Annotated in this window: 14 protein-coding genes; 10 read left to right on the plus strand and 4 right to left on the minus strand. The window is 43.8% G+C overall.

Annotated elements, in window-relative coordinates; genetic code table 11:
- Positions 1-139 precede the first annotated feature (139 nt).
- From dxs to ACR5KR_RS26865, 6 genes are all read left to right on the plus strand, one after another.
- Positions 140-2,047 carry a 1-deoxy-D-xylulose-5-phosphate synthase gene (dxs, locus tag ACR5KR_RS26840; RefSeq protein WP_445629742.1) on the plus strand — a complete coding sequence of 636 codons (1,908 nt, stop codon included), beginning with the start codon at positions 140-142 and terminating at the stop codon, positions 2,045-2,047.
- A gap of 880 nt (positions 2,048-2,927) precedes the next feature.
- Positions 2,928-3,086 (plus strand): hypothetical protein, encoded by a 159-nt coding sequence (locus ACR5KR_RS26845; RefSeq protein WP_445629741.1) that lies wholly within the window; start codon positions 2,928-2,930, stop codon positions 3,084-3,086.
- A 430-nt stretch (positions 3,087-3,516) separates the two neighbouring features.
- A complete protein-coding gene (locus ACR5KR_RS26850; RefSeq protein ID WP_448268608.1) occupies positions 3,517-4,053 on the plus strand; it encodes a GAF domain-containing protein in 537 nt (178 codons plus the stop codon).
- An 82-nt stretch (positions 4,054-4,135) separates the two neighbouring features.
- Positions 4,136-4,525, plus strand: a complete 390-nt coding sequence (locus ACR5KR_RS26855; RefSeq protein ID WP_445629739.1) for a VOC family protein — start codon at positions 4,136-4,138, stop codon at positions 4,523-4,525.
- Positions 4,526-4,842: 317 nt separating this feature from the next.
- Positions 4,843-6,021: a class I SAM-dependent methyltransferase gene (locus tag ACR5KR_RS26860; RefSeq protein ID WP_448268609.1), complete on the plus strand. Its 1,179-nt coding sequence runs from the start codon at positions 4,843-4,845 to the stop codon at positions 6,019-6,021.
- A 424-nt stretch (positions 6,022-6,445) separates the two neighbouring features.
- Positions 6,446-7,324: an NAD(P)-dependent oxidoreductase gene (locus tag ACR5KR_RS26865; RefSeq protein ID WP_445629737.1), complete on the plus strand. Its 879-nt coding sequence runs from the start codon at positions 6,446-6,448 to the stop codon at positions 7,322-7,324.
- A gap of 412 nt (positions 7,325-7,736) precedes the next feature.
- Here the strand turns inward: ACR5KR_RS26865 and ACR5KR_RS26870 are convergent, their stop codons facing one another.
- Together ACR5KR_RS26870 and hslO are read right to left on the minus strand one after the other, a co-directional pair.
- Positions 7,737-9,797, minus strand: a complete 2,061-nt coding sequence (locus ACR5KR_RS26870; protein WP_445629736.1) for a chromosome segregation ATPase — start codon at positions 9,795-9,797, stop codon at positions 7,737-7,739.
- A gap of 160 nt (positions 9,798-9,957) precedes the next feature.
- On the minus strand, positions 9,958-10,857 hold the full coding sequence (gene hslO / locus ACR5KR_RS26875; protein ID WP_445629735.1) for an Hsp33 family molecular chaperone HslO: 900 nt from the start codon (positions 10,855-10,857) through the stop codon (positions 9,958-9,960).
- A 380-nt stretch (positions 10,858-11,237) separates the two neighbouring features.
- Here hslO and ACR5KR_RS26880 point away from each other — a divergent pair, with 380 nt between their 5' ends.
- Positions 11,238-11,633: a hypothetical protein gene (locus ACR5KR_RS26880; RefSeq protein ID WP_445632012.1), complete on the plus strand. Its 396-nt coding sequence runs from the start codon at positions 11,238-11,240 to the stop codon at positions 11,631-11,633.
- Positions 11,634-12,000: 367 nt separating this feature from the next.
- Here ACR5KR_RS26880 and ACR5KR_RS26885 read toward each other — a convergent pair whose 3' ends face one another.
- The gene (locus ACR5KR_RS26885) at positions 12,001-12,426 is read right to left on the minus strand and encodes a universal stress protein (RefSeq protein ID WP_445629734.1); all 426 of its coding nucleotides are present in this window, start codon (positions 12,424-12,426) and stop codon (positions 12,001-12,003) included.
- A gap of 362 nt (positions 12,427-12,788) precedes the next feature.
- Entirely contained in the window at positions 12,789-14,087 is a 1,299-nt protein-coding gene (hisD, locus tag ACR5KR_RS26890; protein WP_445629733.1) for a histidinol dehydrogenase, read from the minus strand.
- Between the two features lie 733 nt (positions 14,088-14,820).
- On the opposite strand from hisD, the gene rpsT reads away from it, so the two are divergent.
- The 3 genes from rpsT (at position 14,821) to rpoB (ending at position 20,302) form a co-directional block, all read left to right on the plus strand.
- On the plus strand, positions 14,821-15,117 hold the full coding sequence (gene rpsT / locus ACR5KR_RS26895) for a 30S ribosomal protein S20 (RefSeq protein ID WP_445629732.1): 297 nt from the start codon (positions 14,821-14,823) through the stop codon (positions 15,115-15,117).
- A 196-nt stretch (positions 15,118-15,313) separates the two neighbouring features.
- Positions 15,314-16,099, plus strand: a complete 786-nt coding sequence (locus ACR5KR_RS26900) for a TatD family hydrolase (protein WP_448268610.1) — start codon at positions 15,314-15,316, stop codon at positions 16,097-16,099.
- 903 nt (positions 16,100-17,002) lie between these two features.
- Positions 17,003-20,302: a DNA-directed RNA polymerase subunit beta gene (rpoB, locus tag ACR5KR_RS26905; RefSeq protein ID WP_445629730.1), complete on the plus strand. Its 3,300-nt coding sequence runs from the start codon at positions 17,003-17,005 to the stop codon at positions 20,300-20,302.
- Positions 20,303-20,376 lie beyond the last annotated feature (74 nt).

Consider the following 20,376-nt stretch of genomic DNA (forward strand, 5'->3'; position numbering starts at 1 on the left):
ATTTTTCACCATCGTCAATTAAGAAGTTATACTTTCCACTACAACTTAGTAACAATGTAAGAGTTTGATTCTGTGGACAACCCGACCGTGGGAAAATCAAAATACCGAGACTCGAAGTTAGAGAGGAAAACCTTATAATATGCATCTGAGCGAAATCACCCATCCTAATCAGTTGCACGGTTTATCTGTTCGCCAACTGCAACAGATTGCCCGTCAGATTCGAGATAAGCATCTTCAAACAGTAGCAGTTAATGGTGGACACTTGGGGCCAGGGTTGGGTGTTGTCGAATTAACACTAGGACTTTACCAAACACTGGACTTAGATCGGGATAAAGTTATTTGGGATGTAGGACACCAGGCTTATCCCCACAAACTGCTTACAGGACGTTACGATCGCTTCCACACCCTCAGACAAAAGGACGGAGTTGCGGGCTATCTGAAACGGGGTGAAAACAAGTTTGACCACTTTGGGGCTGGACACGCTTCTACAAGTATTTCAGCAGCTTTGGGCATGGCTTTAGCGCGAGACTTGAAAGGAGAAAAATTTAAAGCCGTTGCTGTGATTGGCGATGGCGCACTGACTGGAGGCATGGCTTTAGAAGCGATTAACCATGCCGGACACATGCCAAAAACGAACCTGTTGGTTGTTCTCAATGACAACGACATGTCCATATCTCGCAACGTCGGCGCGATTCCTCGCTATCTCAACAAAATGCGCCTTAGCCAACCGGTGCAATTTATTAAAGATAATCTTGAAGAACAGTTTAAGCAAATTCCCTTCGTTGGTGAATCCCTCTCACCCGAACTCGGACGCATCAAAGAAGGTATGAAGCGCTTGGCTGTTCCGAAGGTAGGTGCAGTTTTTGAAGAACTCGGCTTTACCTACATTGGGCCAGTGGATGGGCATAATCTTGAAGAATTGATTGCTACTTTCCAACAAGCACATCAGATACCAGGCCCAGTTTTGGTACATGTAGCAACAGTAAAAGGCAAAGGTTATGAAATTGCCGAACTAGATCAAGTTGGCTACCACGCTCAAAGCCCCTTCAACGTCGCAACTGGCAAAGCTATTCCTTCTAATAAACCCAAACCCCCAGCTTATGCCAAAGTCTTTTCTCACACTCTGGTAAAACTTGCCGAACAAAACCCGAAAATCGTCGGCATTACTGCGGCTATGGCAACAGGGACAGGTTTAGATAAACTTCAAGCAAAACTGCCGAATCAATATATAGATGTCGGCATTGCGGAACAACACGCAATTACCTTAGCAGCAGGACTTGCAAGCGAAGGAATGCGCCCCGTTGCAGCTATTTATTCTACTTTCTTGCAACGCGCCTACGATCAGATAATTCATGATGTCTGCATCCAAAACCTGCCAGTATTCTTCTGCTTGGATCGGGCGGGAATCGTCGGATCTGATGGCCCCACCCACCAAGGTATGTATGACATTGCCTATCTGCGTTGCATTCCCAACATGGTAATCATGGCCCCCAAAGACGAGGCAGAACTGCAAAGCATGGTAGTAACTGGTGTTGAGCATACCAGTGGCCCGATCGCAATGCGCTACCCTCGTGGCAATGGCTACGGCGTTCCCTTGATGGAGGAAGGTTGGGAACCTTTGGAAATCGGCAAAGGCGAGATTCTGCGTACAGGCGATGATGTGTTAATTGTTGCTTATGGCACAATGGTCTATCCAGGAATGCAAGCTGCTGAAATTCTCAGCGAGCATGGCATTGAAGCAACTGTAATTAATGCCCGTTTCGTTAAGCCTTTGGATACCGAGTTGATTTTGCCTTTAGCGAAGAAAATCGGTCGTGTCGTCACCTTAGAAGAAGGCTGTGTCATGGGTGGCTTTGGTTCTGCGATCGCCGAGGCTTTACTAGATGCAGATATTCTCGTTCCTGTCAAGCGATTTGGTGTACCAGATGTGTTGGTAGATCATGCTGAACCCAATGAATCTAAGACAGAACTAGGTTTAACTAGTCATCAAATAGCAGAGAGAGTATTACAAGCTTTCTTTAAACGACAACTATCTGCTGTGGTTTAGTTTACTTATCAACAGTATTATCTAAAAATAACCCCTATAAAAGGGGTTATTTTTATGAGAAGATTAGCGATCGCTAGCAAGATTACGGTTGTGTAGAGATTCCTCAAGAATTAGCAGCAATTATCGATCGGAGTTGGGCTAGGCAAGATTTAGTCTCACCTTACTAGATCTACCTACAGAATAACTAGAAAAGCAAGAACCTCAGATTATTTGTTCTTTGGGATTATTTTCTAATTCGTAATTTTGAATTAAGGCAATAGACGCGATAAATCGCCGTCTCTACAATAATTACCCCTTTGTAGAGACGGCGATTTATCGCGTCTTTGTTATATTGTCGAAAACACCGAAATTAGAAAGTAAACTGGGGTTTGAGTAAGTAAAAGTTCCTTTTGCTTGCGGAAAACACCAAAATGAGTAAGTCAAAGCTGCTTTTGCTTGCGGAAAACACCAAAATGAGTAAGCAAAAGCTCCTTTTGAGTAAGTCAAAGCTGCTTTTGCTTGCGGAAAACACCAAAATGAGTAAGTCAAATGACCTTTTGAGTAAGTCAAAGCTTATTTTGATTAAGCATTTCAGTATTTTGAGAAAGTAAACGGGCATTTTTATAAAGCAATTAGGCATTTTGATAAAGTAATCAGCAAATATACCTGATGATTAAAAAATCACGGCTATACAAACAAAGAAAGCCAAGACTCAAAGAAATCGATTTCAGTAATATTTCTGAACCGTAAACAAAGGTAAAGGATTTATAAAGTATCAAAAGCATGGTTAAACACCACACTAGAATTTGACGAACTCGCGCAAGAAGTCGGTTTAGGTTTCCATCAACAAGGCGTTACTGACGAAACAGAACGCGCTAAACTCCGCGCCGAACTCGATGGAATGGTAGCATACCTTTACGGCTTAACCGAAGATGAATTTAGCTACATCCTCACAACATTTCCGATTGTGAATACAACTGTTAAAGAAGCAGCATTAGAAGCTTACCGTAACTTCGCCCCAATGTTTGGAGAATCACAAAGAGTTGCATTAACTCATTAAAGCAAACATAGCTGGCAATACGCTTGGGTTTTTGAGACGCGATAAATCGCCGTCTTTACAAGTGTTTTGTTCTTATCTGGACTATATTGACTGATAATTTTTTGTAACTGTGAATACAAACTGACTTGTGATTTGGTGAAAACTCGCAGATTAAATCGCAATCAATAATTTATGCTAGAAAAACTCAAGATACATATTATCTGTAAAATTTTAATATTCTGAACTTTAAATTTTAAATTTAGAATCATCCTTAGTGTAGATGAAAAAACGCTACTTCTTAGTAATTTATTTTAAATTGACGAAGAGGTTTACTAGTATTATGTTTCGTTAAAATTGAATTGCTGCTCTCAATACAAAAATGTATTTAAAGAAAGTGTAATAAATTACTATATAAATACGGCAGCATTTACTTAGTCGTCATATTAGAACCGTGAAAATTCATCCTCACTCCGAATTTAACCACAGCTGCGATCGCTCTGAACAGGGTTTACAGAAATTGCTCGACCGCCTTGTTAAATCAATACAGCGCGATGAGTTAGTCCAGCAAACAACCAATCAACTCAGAGAATCGCTTCAGGTCGATCGGGTGGTGTTGTATTATTTTTACAGTCAGTGGGAAGGGCAGGTGACTTTTGAATCTTTGAGTTCTCAAGAATTCTCAATACTTGGTTCCACTGGGCCAGATGATTGTTTTAACAATGAGTATGCTGCTTTATACTTAGCAGGACGCGTAAGGGCGATCGCTGATATTGAATTAGAGCCAATCGAGGCTTGTCACCGAGATTTTCTCCGCAGTATGCAGGTTCGCGCCAACTTGGTTGTACCAATTGTCATCCCTAAAGGATTATGGGGATTACTAGTAGCACATCAGTGTCAAGGGCCTCATTATTGGTCGCCATCAGATATAGAAACGATCCAAACAGGGGCACAAACCCTAGCAACAGATCGTAACATTCTGGAAAGCTAAGTTACTGTGTATTCAAATCGCATACAGTTAAGTAGCAGAAATCCTCGCCAGCACCGATCTTTCTAGAAAAGGAGAAAAAACTGTGAAATTTGGTTACACGGTAATCTGGGTAGACGATGTAGTTAAAACAGTTGAGTTTTACGAAAAAGCTTTTGGTTTAGTTCGTCGCACTCTCCTGGAAAAAGGGCAATCTATCTGGGCGGAAATCGAAACCGGAAACACCACACTAGCTTTCTCTTCTAGTAACGAAGCACAGAAATTATTTCCTGGTGGCTTTCATGCCAACGATCCCACACAACCACCGCCATTAATTCAGATATCATTTATCACTCCTGATGTTGGCAGCGCTTACATGAGAGCGATCGGGGCTGGTGCAAAAACACTAGATGCCCCGAAAACCCAGCCTGGGGGACACACTATTGCTCGTGTCCGCGATCCCAACGGTGTGCTGGTGTCGTTGGTGAATGGCTAAATAGCAAATTGCCTTGGACGCGATTAATTGGGCTGTAGATTGCGATCGCAAGAGAAAAAATCAACACCTAAAAGACTATTTATAAAATAAATCTTAAGTAGAAAATAAAGATTTTAGGTCATTAGGGACAGAACAATTTGATGGCGATCGCATCGAACTGCAAACTCCCCAGTTTTGTCTGTCAATAAATGCCAGCACTTATCCCACAGTGGTCGATATCATGGGATTTGTAGACCATTAGAGAAATAATGAATTATGAATTTTGTTTTGCATCATTCATAATTCATTTATTTCTATACTCCCCAATCTCAAATTTTATGGATGCAAATCCAGCATTGTGTGCTGCGATCGCCAATCACATTACCACCAATCCTCAAAAACGAATTACTTTTGCCCAATTCATGGATATGGCATTATACCACCCTGAATACGGCTACTATTCCAGCGATGCAGTCAAAATAGGCTTTAAAGATAGTGATTTTTTTACCTCTCCCAATCTCTGTTCTGACTTTGGCGAGTTACTCGCAGAACAATTTTTGCAAATGTGGGAGATTTTAGGAAAACCTGTACCCTTTTCTCTGGTAGAAATGGGAGCAGGTCAAGGACTGCTAGCTTTGCATATCCTTAAATATCATCAGCTACACTACCCAGATTTTTTTACCGCCCTAGAGTACATAATTGTTGAAAAGTCTCCAACTTTAAGACAAGAACAGCAGCAACGCTTGCAAGATTTCCCGGTGCGTTGGTGTAATTTAGAGGAGATACCACCAAATGCGATCGCAGGTTGCTTTTTCTCTAACGAGTTAGTAGATGCGTTTCCCGTGCATCAATTCATCCTAGAAACGGGAGAACTCCGAGAAATTTATGTAACTACAGATAGTAATCAGAAAGAAACCTGTTCATCATTTGTGGAAGTCACAGGGGAACCTTCAACGCCCCAACTAGCTGAATATTTAGACTTGGTGGAAATGAACTTTACCCAAAGTGCATATCCAGATGGCTACCGTAGTGAAATTAATTTAGCTGCTCTAGACTGGTTGAGTATAGTAGCAGACCGCTTGCAGCGCGGCTATGTGTTAACAATTGATTATGGCTACCCCGCCAGCCGTTACTACAATCCCAGGCGATCGCAAGGAACGTTACAGTGCTATTATCACCACCGCTTCCATGACAACCCTTATATTAATATTGGGCGACAAGATATAACTGCCCATGTTGACTTTACAGCTTTGGAACGCTGGGGTGAGAAATGTAATTTAAAGAATGTTGGTTTTATTCAGCAGGGATTATTTTTGATGGCATTGGGATTAGGCGATCGTATTGCAGCCCTTTCCCAGCAAAAGCAACCTCTCTCGCAGTTACTACAGCATCGGGACGCACTACACCAACTTCTAGACCCCACAGGACTCGGCGGCTTTGGAGTCTTAATTCAGAGCAAAGGTCTGGACAAAACAGAAATCTCTCAACCATTAAAAGGATTGATCCTGCCAGAGTAAGCGTAAAGTTGAAAAGTTAAAACTCTATTTAAGAATGCAGTATCAGTCTTATTTGGACTAGCATAACAGTGATTACAGTAAAGTTAAACACACTACCAAAGTAATAATTATGTCCACTCATGACCTGTTAATGCTAGTAACACTACTTACCCCTGGTATATTACTGTCAGTGATAATTATGTTAACTTTTGCTGCCGGTGGTTGATTGCCAGAGTTAGGAAGTAAGAAAACTGGGATTTAGGATTATATTTCAAATTTCAAATAACTATTTCCTAACTAAATTTGAATCAAACAATGCGATGTTCATGATGGGCTATAACGCTCAATGACTCGCTCTGAGCGTTGGCGTAGCCTCTCTAAGAGTTGCTATGCCAAAAGCTTTACGCAACGCTTATGGTGACGCTGTACTAAAGGAACGTAAAAAATGAAGGTGGCATTTCTGGGAACTGGACTGATGGGACTACCAATGGCTCAAAGGTTATTAGCCGCAGATATACAGCTAGTTGCCTACAATCGTACCCCAGAAAAATTAGCATCACTACAAGCAGCTGGGGCTGAAATTGCTACACATCCCCGCCACGCCATTCGTGCTGCTGAGTGCGTAATTCTTATGCTGACTAATGCCCCAGCTATTTACAATGTGTTGCTTTCAGATACTGCTTGGCAAACTCTGGAAGGGCGCACGATTATCCAAATGGGAACAATTACGCCCACAGAAAGCCAGGAAATTAGAGATGCAGTTGTTGGGGGTGGTGGTGAGTACTTAGAAGCGCCCGTATTAGGGAGTATCCCAGAAGCAAAAGCTGGCAAGTTGAGTGTTATGGTAGGGGCCGAGCCAGAACAATACGAACGCCACTTAAAGTTACTCCAAAATTTTGGGACAGAACCTTTACTTATCGGGCCAGTAGGATCTGCGGCGGCGCTTAAATTGGCACTAAATCAACTAATAGCTTCTCTAACAACTAGCTTTGGTTTGAGTCTAGCTTTTGTCCAGCGTCAAGGTGTCGATGTAGATGTGTTTATGCAAATCTTGCGCGACAGTCCCCTCTATGCGCCTACCTTTGACAAAAAGCTACAACGGATGTTAGATGGCAATTATGCCGATCCCAATTTCCCCACAAAACACTTGCTTAAAGATACGGAGTTATTTATCTCGGAAGCGAAATCTCGGAGTTTGGATCTCAGCAGTATTAAAGGAGTGCGGCAAATCTTGCAAACGGCCGTAAAAATGTCATTTGCTGATGATGATTACTCATCACTATTTTCAGTCATTAAGGAATGGGGAGAAGCGATCGGGGAATAAAGAATTTAAGCTTCATATCATGTCCGGTTGAAGACTTATTATTTAGAGGGCAGTTCTTGCTGGGGGAAAGAGACTTTTGGGATTTTTCCACAGATACGGTAATCATAAGTGATTACCCGGACATGATATTATCTCACGCCTGAAGGCAGGGTAAACTAAGCGTTAACAGCCACGTATAAAAGGTTTTTACTGAAGCTTGAAGCATTCATTTTTGCATTGACTATTCGATAAGCATTTCTTGAATGAGCAAATTCTGATACTCTAAACTGATTCAGTAATTGTCTTTTTGATTTTGTCGAAGTTAGGGTTGTGCGTAGTGCAACCCCAACTTGTGGTGCGCGTAGGCATCCCATGAATCGACGGATGCAAAAAACCTAGAATTGGATAACCCGCAACTTGAGTTAATAGACGATCACTGACCATTAATAGTAGTTGATCGAGGAAATGGTAGAGATTCAGGCGCAGACGAAGGCTGAGGTTCAGGTTGAGGATTGAGAAAATCCTGCCAAGTCTTAATTTGCTCTTGCGCTGCACTGTAAGCAGCACTACCGCGTGGAATTGATTTGGCAATGTCAATGCCTCTAGCAATATCAGACTGACCTTGAGTGCGTGCTATTTCTAATAATTGCTGACTCCATTGGTCAATAGCCTGGTTTGCATCCATACGTAAGATGCTATTGTTTGAAATTCGATCCGCCAGTCGTATTGCCTCAACCAAGGCTTCTGGAGTACCAGCGGCCCCCACTTCCTGGGCTTTTTTCCAGTTTTCTCTAGTGCGAATTTGCCCTTCCCAGTCATCGATCGCAGCTTGTGCTTCTTGTGAAAGCGCCCTTCCCGATGAGGCGATTTGTTGAGCTGCGCTAATGGCGGCGGTAAGATTTCCACTCTGGGCCAGTTCTTGTGCTTGATCCAAGTAAGGTTGGTCTTGAATTCGCTGAATTTTTCCTACCCAAGTACGAATTTTTTTCCGTGCTTCTGGATATAGTGCACGACCTCTACGAATTTCGCTGGCCTGGGCGATCGCAGCTTGCAAGGAGTTAATATCCTCGAATATTGCGATCTGATCGGCGCGATCTAAGTAAGGTTGGTCTTCAATTGTCTCCACTTGAGCATTCCAGCGACCTATCTCTTGTCTAGCTTCTGCGCCTCTAGGGTTACTAGCAGGAATAAGCTGTACTTGGGCGATTGCTGCGTTTAAATTCGGGACTGTTCCCTGGCTAGCCAATATTCTTGCTTTTTCCAAATGGGCAACATCTTCAATTTCCAACTGCCAACGAGCAATTAGTTGCTGTGCTTCGTTATACACTGGTCTGGAAGGATCGATTTGTTGTGCTTGAGCGATCGCTGCCTCTAAACCAGAAACATTACCGAGCCAAGCACTTCTTTTTGCGTCAGCTATAGCAATAAAATCATCAGTTTCGCCTTGTAGTTTCGTACTTTCCGGTATTTGCCTAGCAATATTTAGCGCTTCATCCGCATCTTTTTTATCTAGTTTCGCCTGTGCCAATTCCAGCATTTTGCGTCCAAATGTCGGAACCGCTTCCTGAGCTTTTTGGTAAAGGTAACTTTCCTGACCAATAGACTCGGCTAACTTGATCGCTTCTAGGATGTTATCAACTACTTTGCTGTTTGCTAAACTTTCGGCTTTTCCTAACTTATCGCCATCTTCCCGCGCTGTAGCAATCAGACGATTCAATTGGTCGTATTTAGTACCCGCCCAGTACTGATTGTCTACACGCAGCATTTTAGCGGATAACATGAATGCTGATTGCCAGCGCCGTTCCTTTACTTCGGCGATCGCACCATTGTATGTGGCTTCAGCCTTTGACCAAATTGACTGCCATTTGTCAACTTGTTCATCGACTAGTTTATAAGCTGCTACATCTTCGGGTATTTTACGAGCAGTCGCGATCGCTTCCTCTAAATTCCCAGTTTGGAAACTTTGATCGGCTAGCTTCAAAATATCCCGCGACCATTCTTCGATGAAACGATCGATTTCTCCATGCAACGGGTGATTTTGTGGTAGTTGCTTCACTAGAGCGATCGCTTGCAATAGGTCGTTCACTGTTTGCTTAGAAGCCGCTAACTGAGCGCAATGTAGCCGCACAGAAGCACTAGCTAGCGGCCAGAAAATCGAGGGACAATTAGGGGCAGCTGGTAACTTTAGCAGCATTGCCATTGCCAAGAATCCGACACTGCTGGGAATCAACATTAGTAGTACTAGCCACAATGTCCAGCTTTTCAGCCAGCGTGGCCATTTCCCAGAAGTACTACTGAGTTGGGCAGTTTCTTCTGAATTACTATTCGTATGGTTTTTTTTTCGCCGCTTCACTGACTTGGAGGTAGAACCAGTAGCTGGGACATCAAATGGCTGAGTTTCACCGAATTGTTCTGTTCGGGATAATCTTTTGCTTTGATCTGGCTCTCTTCCACTGGCTCTTGACCAACTGTCTGGAATATCCCGCTCTGTCATCTCTCACACCAAAATAATTGAATAGCGCTCTGTTTTAGATTGATAATTCCATTGTTGACATAGTAACTTTCTCGTCATTAAAAAGCTACTTTTTTGATTATCTCTCTCCACAGAGTACCATTATCAATCTCTAAAATCAGTGCTATTTTATACTTTATCTTCAAACAGCAGATTCGGCTTGCAAATCGGAAATTAGTTGAGCTAACTGATCGCTACTTGCCTGGTAGACGTTGCCGCAAAAGTCGCAAGTTGCTTCGGCACCATCATCCTTGATAATCATATCTTGCAGTTCAGCTTCTCCCAAAATCTTTAGTGCCCCCAAAACGCGATCGAAAGAGCAACCACAGTGGAAGCGCAACATTTGGCGTTCGGAAAAGATTTCCAACCCCATGTCTCCCAATAAGTCATCAAAGATTTCAGGTAACGTCTTGCCAGCTTGCAACAATGGCGTAAATCCTGCTAGACCAGCAACCCGTGATTCCAACCTTTCTACTAAGGCTTCGTCTCTAGCGGCTTTGGGCAATACTTGTATCAGTAATCCTCCAGCAGCAGTTACTCCGGCGGCTCCCACAAACACACCTAAAACTAAAGCCGAAGGTGTTTGTTCGGAATTCACCAGATAATGAGCTACATCATCGCCAATTTCGCCAGAAACTAGTTCTACCGTACTAGAGTAAGGATAACCACGACCGATATCTCGCACAACGTAGAGGTAGCCGCTACCCACAGCACCACCAACATCTAATTTACCTTTGGCATTAGGAGGCAATTCTACAGATGGATTGCCGACATATCCGCGTACTGTACCATCTAAGCCTGCGTCTACTAATATGCCACCCAAAGGGCCATCGCCCTTAACGCGGACATTCACCCTCGATCCAGTCCGCTTCATACTAGAGGCCATTAACAAGCCCGCCGTCATAGTCCGACCCAGTGCTGCCGTTGCCACATAAGAAAGCTTGTGGCGCTGCCGTGCTTCTTCTGTTAAACGTGTGGCGATCGCACCTACGGCACGAATTCCACCTTCGGCTGCTGTTGCACGAATTAACTGATCCGCCATGAATAACCTTACATTTCTTAACAAGTTCACTTTTTCTATTCTAAGTTCTCTGCTGCAAGAAAAGTAACGTAGTCGGGTGTTACGTAAATAAACGGCTGTCATTGGTCATTGGTCATTAGTTATTAGTTATTTGCAAAGGACATAGACGCGCCAGCGGTGAAGTAGCGCGGTCTTGGGGAGCCAGTGACGGGTACGCAGGGGTTTCCCCAAGTGGAGCATCTGGCGTGGTTTCCCCCATGAGCGACTGCTGTTAGCGCAGCGCTAGCGACGCAGGAGCGTCACCCGAAGGGCTTCCCGCAGGGTAGGACTGATGACTAATGACAAAAACTATTTGCAATATTAGAAATAGCGATGTCTTATCTTTAGGTAATCCGAGAAAAATGCTGGGTAATTTTCAACAAAGCCAACTACGGATTGAAATCGAAGCATCAACAGATGCAATTCGTGACAGTCTGCTGCATCCCGTGCAACTAAAAAAATGGCTTTTAGGGCAACGTTTTGCGCCAGGAATGCCAGAAGAACTGCTTCCCGGATTCCAGTTTACAACCTGGACTGGGCCAATCGCGATTCATCATCAAGTAAAGGTTGTCAAATCCAACTGCCTTCGCTTACTACTCAGCGGAGGCATTGACGGGTTCCACGAATGGTACTGGGGAGAAGGTTGGGTACAGTCCCGCTTGGAAGGAGTTTCAATTTTGCCCTTGAATTTGGGTCAAACACTCAGCTTGTTGAGCTTGCGTCAGTTTTTAGCAACTCAAGAACATTTAACTGACTGAACGTAGAAAAGGGATTTTCTTTGTCTCTATGGCTAGCCTTTTCAAGGTGACTCCAAAAATCTCTTTTTTCTTTCTGTGCCACGGACACGTTGCTCAAGTAGGGAAACCCGCTCATGCAAGTGTCCTCTTCTGTGGCTCTGTTGTTTAAAACTAATTTATTTAAGGACTCTAGACCCAGAGAACACAGAATTGCATAGATTAAAATTCTTAAACTCCTTGTGCACCATGTTGTCCACTTTCTAAACTCATGGTAATTAGTTTTTCCTTGACCAATTTATACCGACTATCAGTGCGATTATCAGATATCAGGTATTCTTCAAAGGCTAGTTTTTGGGTAGTTATCGCAATCGCTTTCCCTTTTAAATTGTTACCTCGGTTTGACGACAAACACTGAACAATTAGCCTCTTCTACAACTTGACTGCTAACTGAACCCTGAACAATTCGTTTCATCCCCATCAAGCCCCGACTGCCAATTACGATCAAGTCAGTTTTATAAATATTGGCAAGACGAATAATTTCTTCAGCGGGATCGCCAGTTACTAACTCTAACTCACTTCTGGCTGATAACTTTTCCTGATATAATTGCAGTTGCTTTTCAATATGAAAATAAGAAAACGTTGGGGATTCTGGCTGAGGGCGATCGGCAGGTAGTTCCATTTCTGACTCTGGTGTGAGAAACACATGACAGAGAATAACCTTGGCGTCTTTTGAAAACACCAAACTATCTAAAGCTTGAATTACTCGTTCTGAAATATCCGAACCATCCAGAGCTACCAAAACACTATTTAGCACTGCTCTCGTCTCCTAAAGAGTAGACCCCTTACATACATAAGTATCTAGCAAAATTAGTCGGCAGTGACACTAAACTAATTTTTTATCTGACAACTTAAGTTTAGATATTTGAGGCTACGCCATAGGTCAGCTAGTTTTACGCCACTTTCATGCGAACAGGTTGTAGCAACTTTTCTGGAGAAGCTTTTCACGAGTTTTTGAGAGAGGAAAACCCTCTCCCAGAAACTACTGTCAGCAATGCCCGACTCGTGCTTAAAAGATAGCTGAAGGTAGGATAGCAAATGGTGTGCTTTAGCGTAGCTTACCGTCGGTATCGTTATCCAAACTTCCAGTTATTAAAAAAAATTAAGCATTCCAAATCACTATTCTTGCTGAATTCGGCGTCGTACTGAATCAGCATGGGAAGGTAAACCTTCTGCTGTTGCTAGCACATCTATGGCACCAGCCACATTTTGCAGTGCGGTTTGAGAGTATTGAATAATACTAGAGTGTTTAAGGAAAGTTTCAACACCCAATGCCGAAGCAAAGCGGGCAGCACCAGAAGTTGGCAAGGTATGATTAGGACCTGCCAAATAGTCTCCTACAGCTTCTGGCGTTGAGTAACCCAAAAAGATCGCCCCAGCGTGGCGAATCTGTGGTAAAAGTGCCCAAGGGTCTTTGACTTCTAATTCCAGGTGTTCGGGGGCAAATTCATTTGAGAGTTCTGCTGCGGCTTGGAGCGATTCCACAACGATAATCAAGCCGTAGTGAGCGATCGCTTTTTCTGTGTCTATTCGCCGTGGATGATCGACTAACTGTCTTTCCAAAGCTAATTGCACATTTTTCGCCAAAGCCGCATCTGTCGTCAGCAAAATTGCTGCTGCCATTGGATCGTGTTCGGCTTGGGCTAGCAAGTCAGCAGCTACATGTACTGGATTTGCGGTTTCATCAGCAATTACCAGCACTTCACTAGGACCCGCCAAAGAATCAATACCGACGGTGCCATAGACTAGTTTTTTCGCTAGGGTGACATAAATGTTACCAGGTCCAGTAATCACATTCACTTTCGGAATTGTTTCTGTACCATAAGCTAAAGCGGCGATCGCTTGTGCGCCCCCAATACGATAAATTTCTTGCACCCCTGCTTCTTGGGCAGCTACCAAGACTGCTGGGTTAATAGCACCCCCTGGGCCTGGTGGTGTTACCATCACCACGTGCGGTACAGCAGCAACATGAGCCGGAATTGCATTCATTAGCACTGTACTGGGATAGGCGGCACGGCCACCAGGCACATACAACCCAGCTCGGTCTACAGGGGTGTAGCGTTTGCCCAGTACTACTTCATCGTCACCAAAGTGTACCCAGCTTTTTGGTACTCGCTGACGATGAAACGCTTCAATTTGGCGGCAAGCTAGCCGAACTGCACTCAACAACTCTTTTGATACCTGTTGATAGGCTGCATCCAATTCCGAACCTGTAACTCGGAGTTCTTCTGCTTTGAGGGTTTGTTTGTCAAATTCGTCCGTGTAATGCAATACAGCTTTATCGCCTTGGCGCTTCACTGCTTGCAAAATTTCCCGCACCGTTGCTTCTTTGTGAAGTACCTGTTCGTCATGGGTGCGATCGCAGATCCGTTGTAGTTCTGCTCTAACGTCTGCCTGCTGAGTAATAATTCGCAGCATGGAGTAAGGACAATGCCAAAATTATAATATTGCCACCTGAGATTTAGTATTGCTCTTGACCCACTGGGGTGTGCAAGCTGACTCTAATTCTCTTCTCTAGCTTAACCTGGATTTTTTTGATACTCTCAAGGCTACCAGCGTATAGTTTGCTTGAGAAGGCGACTTAATTGCTCAATCCGACAAGCCTTGACTGGCTAGCGGTAGGAAGCAGGTGTGCCATTTCCCACTCCCCTTACACCCTTTCCCTCAATCCTTGGGGGATGTATATGGTATGTTACATCCAATCCCCTTGAATTTATAGGGGTTCTGGTTTGAGTATAATTTTTACTTATTTCCCTAACTTTTACTAGTTTAATGTGTGTACAGGCACGATATATCGATTCTATACTTGACAAACCCTGAGATTTAGCTCTTTACAGTTCCTGCTTCTAAATAATACATTTGGTTTACAGACAAATTATATTTATTGGCAATCACATTGCTTAGTCAGGTTGTGATGAGTTAGGGTGAAATTTATTTAGATGTATTTTAGTTTAACGCATTTCCTCAATTGAGGAAATACTGAATTGGCGAGTAGAGACTATAGAACTAATAATATTGACGATCTTCATTCATGCTCAATACCTAATTCCATAATTTTTTTAGGAAATTATAACATTGGCAATTTGGATGCTATATTAGTAAGTCTAGTAGTGTGTGTACATAATTAATAATCATATTTTTGGAATTGACTGTGGCGAATACAAAGTCTGCTCTCAAGCGTGCCCAAATCGCAGAACGCAACCGACTGCGTAATAAATCTTACAAATCAGCAGTGAAGACGCTGATGAAGAAATACCTCAATGCTGTAGCTGCTTATACAGCTAATCCTACCCCAGAATTAAAACAAGAAGCGCAGGCTAGGTTATCCGAGGCTTATGGGAAAATTGATAAGGCGATCAAACGAGGTGTTCTTCACCCAAACAATGGGGCAAGGAAAAAATCAAGATTGGCTCACAAACTAAAACCCATCACACAAACAGCTGAGTAGTCATTGGTAATTTGTCCTTAGTCATTAGTCATTGATAACAAAACAAACGACAAATGACGAAGGACAAACAACATAGACGACGCGCCAGCGGTGAAGTAGCGCGGTCTTCTCCCAAGGGGAGACGCCAAGGGCGATGGGGGTTTCCCCCATGAGCGACTGCTGAACCCGAAGGGCTTCCCACAGGGTAAGACAAAAGATGCAACTGATAGACACGCACGTACATCTTAACTTTGATAGTTTTCAGTCAGATTTAGCAATAGTGCGATCGCGGTGGCAAGAAGCAGGTGTGGTGCGTTTAGTGCATTCCTGTGTTCACCCGGAGGAGTTTTCCAGTATTCAATCCATAGCCCAAGAGTTTCCCGAAATTAGTTTTGCTGTGGGATTACATCCTTTAGATGCTGATAAATGGAATAGCGAGACAACTGAGAAAATCAAAACTTTAGCGAGTTCTGACTCAAATGTGGTAGCAATTGGAGAAATGGGGCTGGATTTTTACAAAGCTGATAACTATGAGCAACAGTATCTGGTGTTTGAGTCCCAGTTGGCGATCGCATCTGAACTAAACTTACCAGTGATTATCCACTGCCGTGATGCTGCCGTGGCAACCAAAGAAGTGTTACAAAAATGGCGGCAACTCAAAGGAGAAAGAGTGCGGGGTGTAATGCATTGCTGGGGAGGAACACCTGAAGAAACTCAATGGTTTCTCGATTTAGGCTTTTATATCAGCTTTAGCGGTACGGTAACGTTTAAAAATGCCAAAGCAATCCAATCCTCTGCTGCAATGGTAAGTAGCGATCGCCTCCTGATTGAAACAGACTGCCCATTTCTCGCTCCAGTTCCGAAACGGGGCGAGAGGCGCAACGAGCCTGCCTACGTACTTTATGTAGCCGAGCAAGTAGCTAAACTGCGTCAGGAAACCGTAGAGGCGATCGCCCATCAAACCACCCAAAATGCTTGTAAATTATTTGGTCTGTCAATATAAAGTGTGTCCTAGTATCTTTTGTTAAGTTGTGTTAAAAAAAATAAAACTATAGGGGGACAAAAATATGCTAATATTATTCCCTCAAAAACATTTTGCTTGCGCCATAATAATAAAGGAAGAAGCACAAAACTTCTCATCTTAATTTTCCATACTGTTATGGCTTGCCCATCCTCAAAATCTCTACAAGCGGATGCTCTCCACGCATGACTAACCGTACCAACCTAAATTGAGCTAGACTTTTGCACAACATCGGTTTAGTGTCTATTGAACCTATTCAAAATCGTTAAACAAAAATTGCCTTGTGAGTATAATCCAGCAAAATAAAGTGATTCTGATTCCAAATCGACAAGGTGCGGATCGTTGCCTCAATCTTAGGATATGTAAGATATCACTAAGAGTATCAACAGCGGGGTGGATTTAAAACACACTGTGTAGAGCTGCGTCAGCGAATTAACGCGCTTTTTGGAGGGGAAGTGAAAAAAGTAAATCAAATTCAGGAATATTTTAACTGGATATTCTTTTTGAAATGGGCATTGGGGGGCCAGTCCGTTGAGCAGCTTTGCCGACTTGTACCGCTTCGAGGAAGTAAGCTACGCATAGCGTCTGCGACAAGAGAAGCAACTAGCGTTATTGGGCATGAAATGCAAGGAGAAAAAACTTTCAGCAAGTTTTCCCCCGATCCCATAGCATCAAGTACCCATTACTTAGTCCCTATTAGGGGTGATTGCTTCCTTGTTGTCAAAATTGCTCATTGCAGCTAGATATAATCGCTGGAGTCTACACCCATAAATTACAAGTGTCTAAGAAAGAGTTCCCAAACAGCTAAGGACACTAGCTAGCAGTGGGAAGCGTCTAAAAGCAGTGTCCAAGGGAAAATTGTACCAGGTTGACAAAGGAAGAGGCATGACTAAAGAAACATATATGGAACCCGCCTTTCTGTTGCCCGACTTGATTGAAATCCAGCGGTCAAGCTTTCGCTGGTTTTTAGAAGAAGGGCTGATAGAAGAACTGAACTCCTTTAGTCCTATTACAGATTATACGGGTAAATTAGAACTGCACTTTTTGGGTCATAACTACAAACTCAAGGAGCCAAAGTACAGCGTCGAAGAAGCCAAACGGCGGGATAGCACTTATGCTGTCCAAATGTATGTTCCCACACGTCTAATTAATAAAGAAACCGGGGAAATCAAAGAGCAAGAGGTATTCATTGGTGATTTGCCTTTAATGACCGATCGCGGCACGTTTATTATTAACGGAGCCGAGCGGGTAATTGTCAACCAAATAGTGCGATCGCCAGGTGTCTATTACAAATCAGAAATAGACAAAAACGGTCGACGCACTTATTCAGCTAGCTTAATTCCCAACCGAGGAGCATGGCTGAAATTTGAAACAGACCGTAACGATTTGGTATGGGTACGCATTGATAAAACCCGCAAATTGAGCGCGCAGGTACTCCTAAAAGCTTTAGGTTTATCAGACAACGAAATCTTTGATGCCTTACGTCACCCCGAATATTTCCAAAAGACCATTGAAAAAGAAGGGCAATTTTCTGAAGAAGAAGCCCTAATGGAGTTATATCGCAAACTCCGTCCTGGCGAACCACCCACAGTCTTAGGTGGACAACAACTTTTAGACTCCCGTTTCTTTGACCCGAAACGTTATGACCTTGGTCGCGTTGGACGATATAAGCTGAACAAAAAATTGCGCCTTTCTGTCCCAGATACCATGCGTGTGCTGACTCCTGGCGATATTTTGGCGGCTGTAGATTACCTGATCAACTTGGAATATGATATTGGTAACATTGACGACATCGATCACTTAGGGAATCGGCGGGTGAGAAGCGTCGGTGAATTGCTGCAAAACCAAGTAAGAGTTGGCTTAAATCGCCTAGAGAGAATCATTCGGGAGCGGATGACTGTATCCGATGCTGAAGTGCTAACTCCCGCTTCCTTGGTGAACCCCAAACCATTGGTAGCAGCAATTAAAGAATTCTTTGGTTCGAGTCAGTTAAGTCAGTTCATGGATCAAACCAATCCTCTGGCGGAGCTGACCCACAAACGCCGTTTAAGTGCCCTTGGTCCTGGTGGTTTAACCCGCGAACGCGCTGGATTTGCAGTGCGGGATATTCACCCTAGTCACTACGGACGCATTTGCCCCATTGAGACACCAGAAGGTCCAAACGCCGGATTGATTGGCTCCTTGGCAACCCATGCGCGGGTTAACCTGTACGGCTTCCTCGAAACACCATTTAGACCAGTAGAAAATGGGCGAGTTAGATTCGATCTACCTCCAGTCTACATGACAGCCGATGAAGAAGACGACCTACGGGTTGCTCCTGGAGACATTCCTGTAGACGAAACTGGGCACATTATTGGTCCACAAGTGCCAGTCCGGTATCGCCAAGAATTTTCCACCACAACACCAGAACAGGTGGATTACGTAGCAGTCTCTCCCGTACAGATTGTGTCGGTAGCAACCAGCATGATTCCTTTCTTGGAGCATGATGACGCTAACCGAGCGCTGATGGGATCGAACATGCAACGGCAAGCAGTCCCCCTACTCAAACCAGAGCGTCCTTTGGTGGGTACTGGTTTGGAAGCCCAAGGAGCAAGAGACTCTGGGATGGTGATTGTATCGCGCACCGATGGCGATGTCACTTACGTAGATGCTACAGAAATTCGCGTCCGTCCTAAACCTAACACCCCCGAAATTAAATACATCCTTTCCAAGTACCAACGTTCCAACCAAGACACCTGTTTAAATCAAAAACCTCTGGTCCGCATTGGTGAAAAGGTTGTTGCTGGTCAGGTATTGGCTGATGGCTCCTCCACTGAAGGTGGTGAATTGGCGCTAGGACAAAATATCGTCGTTGCCTATATGCCTTGGGAAGGGTACAACTACGAAGATGCAATTTTAATTTCAGAAAGATTAGTGCAGGATGATGTCTACACCTCAATTCACATTGAAAAATATGAAATTGAAGCTAGACAAACCAAACTAGGGCCAGAAGAAATCACTAGAGAAATTCCCAACGTCGGGGAAGATGCCTTGCGTCAGTTAGATGAACAGGGAATCATTCGCATTGGGGCGTGGGTAGAAGCTGGTGATATCTTGGTGGGTAAGGTAACACCAAAAGGTGAATCTGACCAACCGCCAGAAGAAAAACTCTTACGTGCCATCTTTGGTGAGAAAGCGCGGGATGTGCGAGACAATTCTCTGCGAGTACCAAACGGTGAAAAAGGCCGCGTAGTTGATGTGCGGTTGTTTACTCGCGAACAAGGTGATGAACTGCCACCAGGAGCCAATATGGTAGTTCGGGTGTATGTTGCTCAAAAACGCAAAATCCAAGTTGGCGACAAAATGGCAGGACGCCACGGTAATAAAGGGATTATTTCTCGGATATTACCGGCGGAAGATATGCCTTATTTGCCCGATGGAACACCTGTGGACATTGTACTTAACCCCTTGGGCGTACCGAGTCGGATGAACGTCGGACAAGTGTTTGAATGCCTCTTGGGTTGGGCTGGTCAAACCTTGGGAGTGCGATTTAAGATTACTCCCTTTGACGAAATGTACGGTGAAGAGTCATCTCGCCGAATCGTGCATGGCAAATTACAAGAAGCACGAGACGAAACAGGCAAAGACTGGGTATATAACCCAGATAATCCAGGCAAAATCATGGTGTATGACGGTCGTACAGGCGAACCTTTTGACCGAGCAATTACCATCGGTGTGGCTTATATGCTGAAACTGGTGCATTTAGTGGATGATAAGATCCACGCCCGTTCCACAGGTCCATACTCACTGGTGACTCAGCAACCCTTGGGTGGTAAAGCACAACAAGGTGGTCAGAGGTTTGGAGAAATGGAAGTGTGGGCATTGGAAGCCTTTGGGGCAGCTTACACTTTACAGGAATTGCTCACAGTAAAATCTGACGATATGCAAGGACGGAATGAAGCGTTAAATGCGATCGTTAAAGGTAAGGCAATTCCTCGACCTGGAACTCCAGAATCCTTTAAGGTGCTAATGCGAGAGTTGCAATCATTGGGGTTAGATATTGCCGTACACAAGGTAGAAACCCAAGCAGACGGCAGTTCCCTAGATGTGGAAGTCGATTTGATGGCAGACCAATCAGCCCGTCGCACACCTCCTCGACCAACTTATGAATCTCTTTCTCGCGAATCGCTGGAAGACGACGAATAATCAATAGTCATTAGTCCTTAGTTCTTTGTCATTAGCAAAAGACTAAGGACTAATGACCAATGACCAATGACTAA

The sequence above is a fragment of the Nostoc sp. DSM 114159 genome (assembly GCF_053470285.1).

Coding starts and splice junctions, on each gene's coding strand:
- dxs (WP_445629742.1), top strand. CDS start 140: ATGCATCTGAGCGAAATCACCCATCCTAATCAGTTGCACGGTTTATCT.
- ACR5KR_RS26845 (WP_445629741.1), top strand. CDS start 2,928: ATGGTAGCATACCTTTACGGCTTAACCGAAGATGAATTTAGCTACATC.
- ACR5KR_RS26860 (WP_448268609.1), top strand. CDS start 4,843: ATGGATGCAAATCCAGCATTGTGTGCTGCGATCGCCAATCACATTACC.
- ACR5KR_RS26865 (WP_445629737.1), top strand. CDS start 6,446: ATGAAGGTGGCATTTCTGGGAACTGGACTGATGGGACTACCAATGGCT.
- ACR5KR_RS26870 (WP_445629736.1), bottom strand. CDS start 9,797: ATGACAGAGCGGGATATTCCAGACAGTTGGTCAAGAGCCAGTGGAAGA.
- hslO (WP_445629735.1), bottom strand. CDS start 10,857: ATGGCGGATCAGTTAATTCGTGCAACAGCAGCCGAAGGTGGAATTCGT.
- ACR5KR_RS26880 (WP_445632012.1), top strand. CDS start 11,238: ATGCTGGGTAATTTTCAACAAAGCCAACTACGGATTGAAATCGAAGCA.
- hisD (WP_445629733.1), bottom strand. CDS start 14,087: ATGCTGCGAATTATTACTCAGCAGGCAGACGTTAGAGCAGAACTACAA.
- ACR5KR_RS26900 (WP_448268610.1), top strand. CDS start 15,314: ATGCAACTGATAGACACGCACGTACATCTTAACTTTGATAGTTTTCAG.
- rpoB (WP_445629730.1), top strand. CDS start 17,003: ATGACTAAAGAAACATATATGGAACCCGCCTTTCTGTTGCCCGACTTG.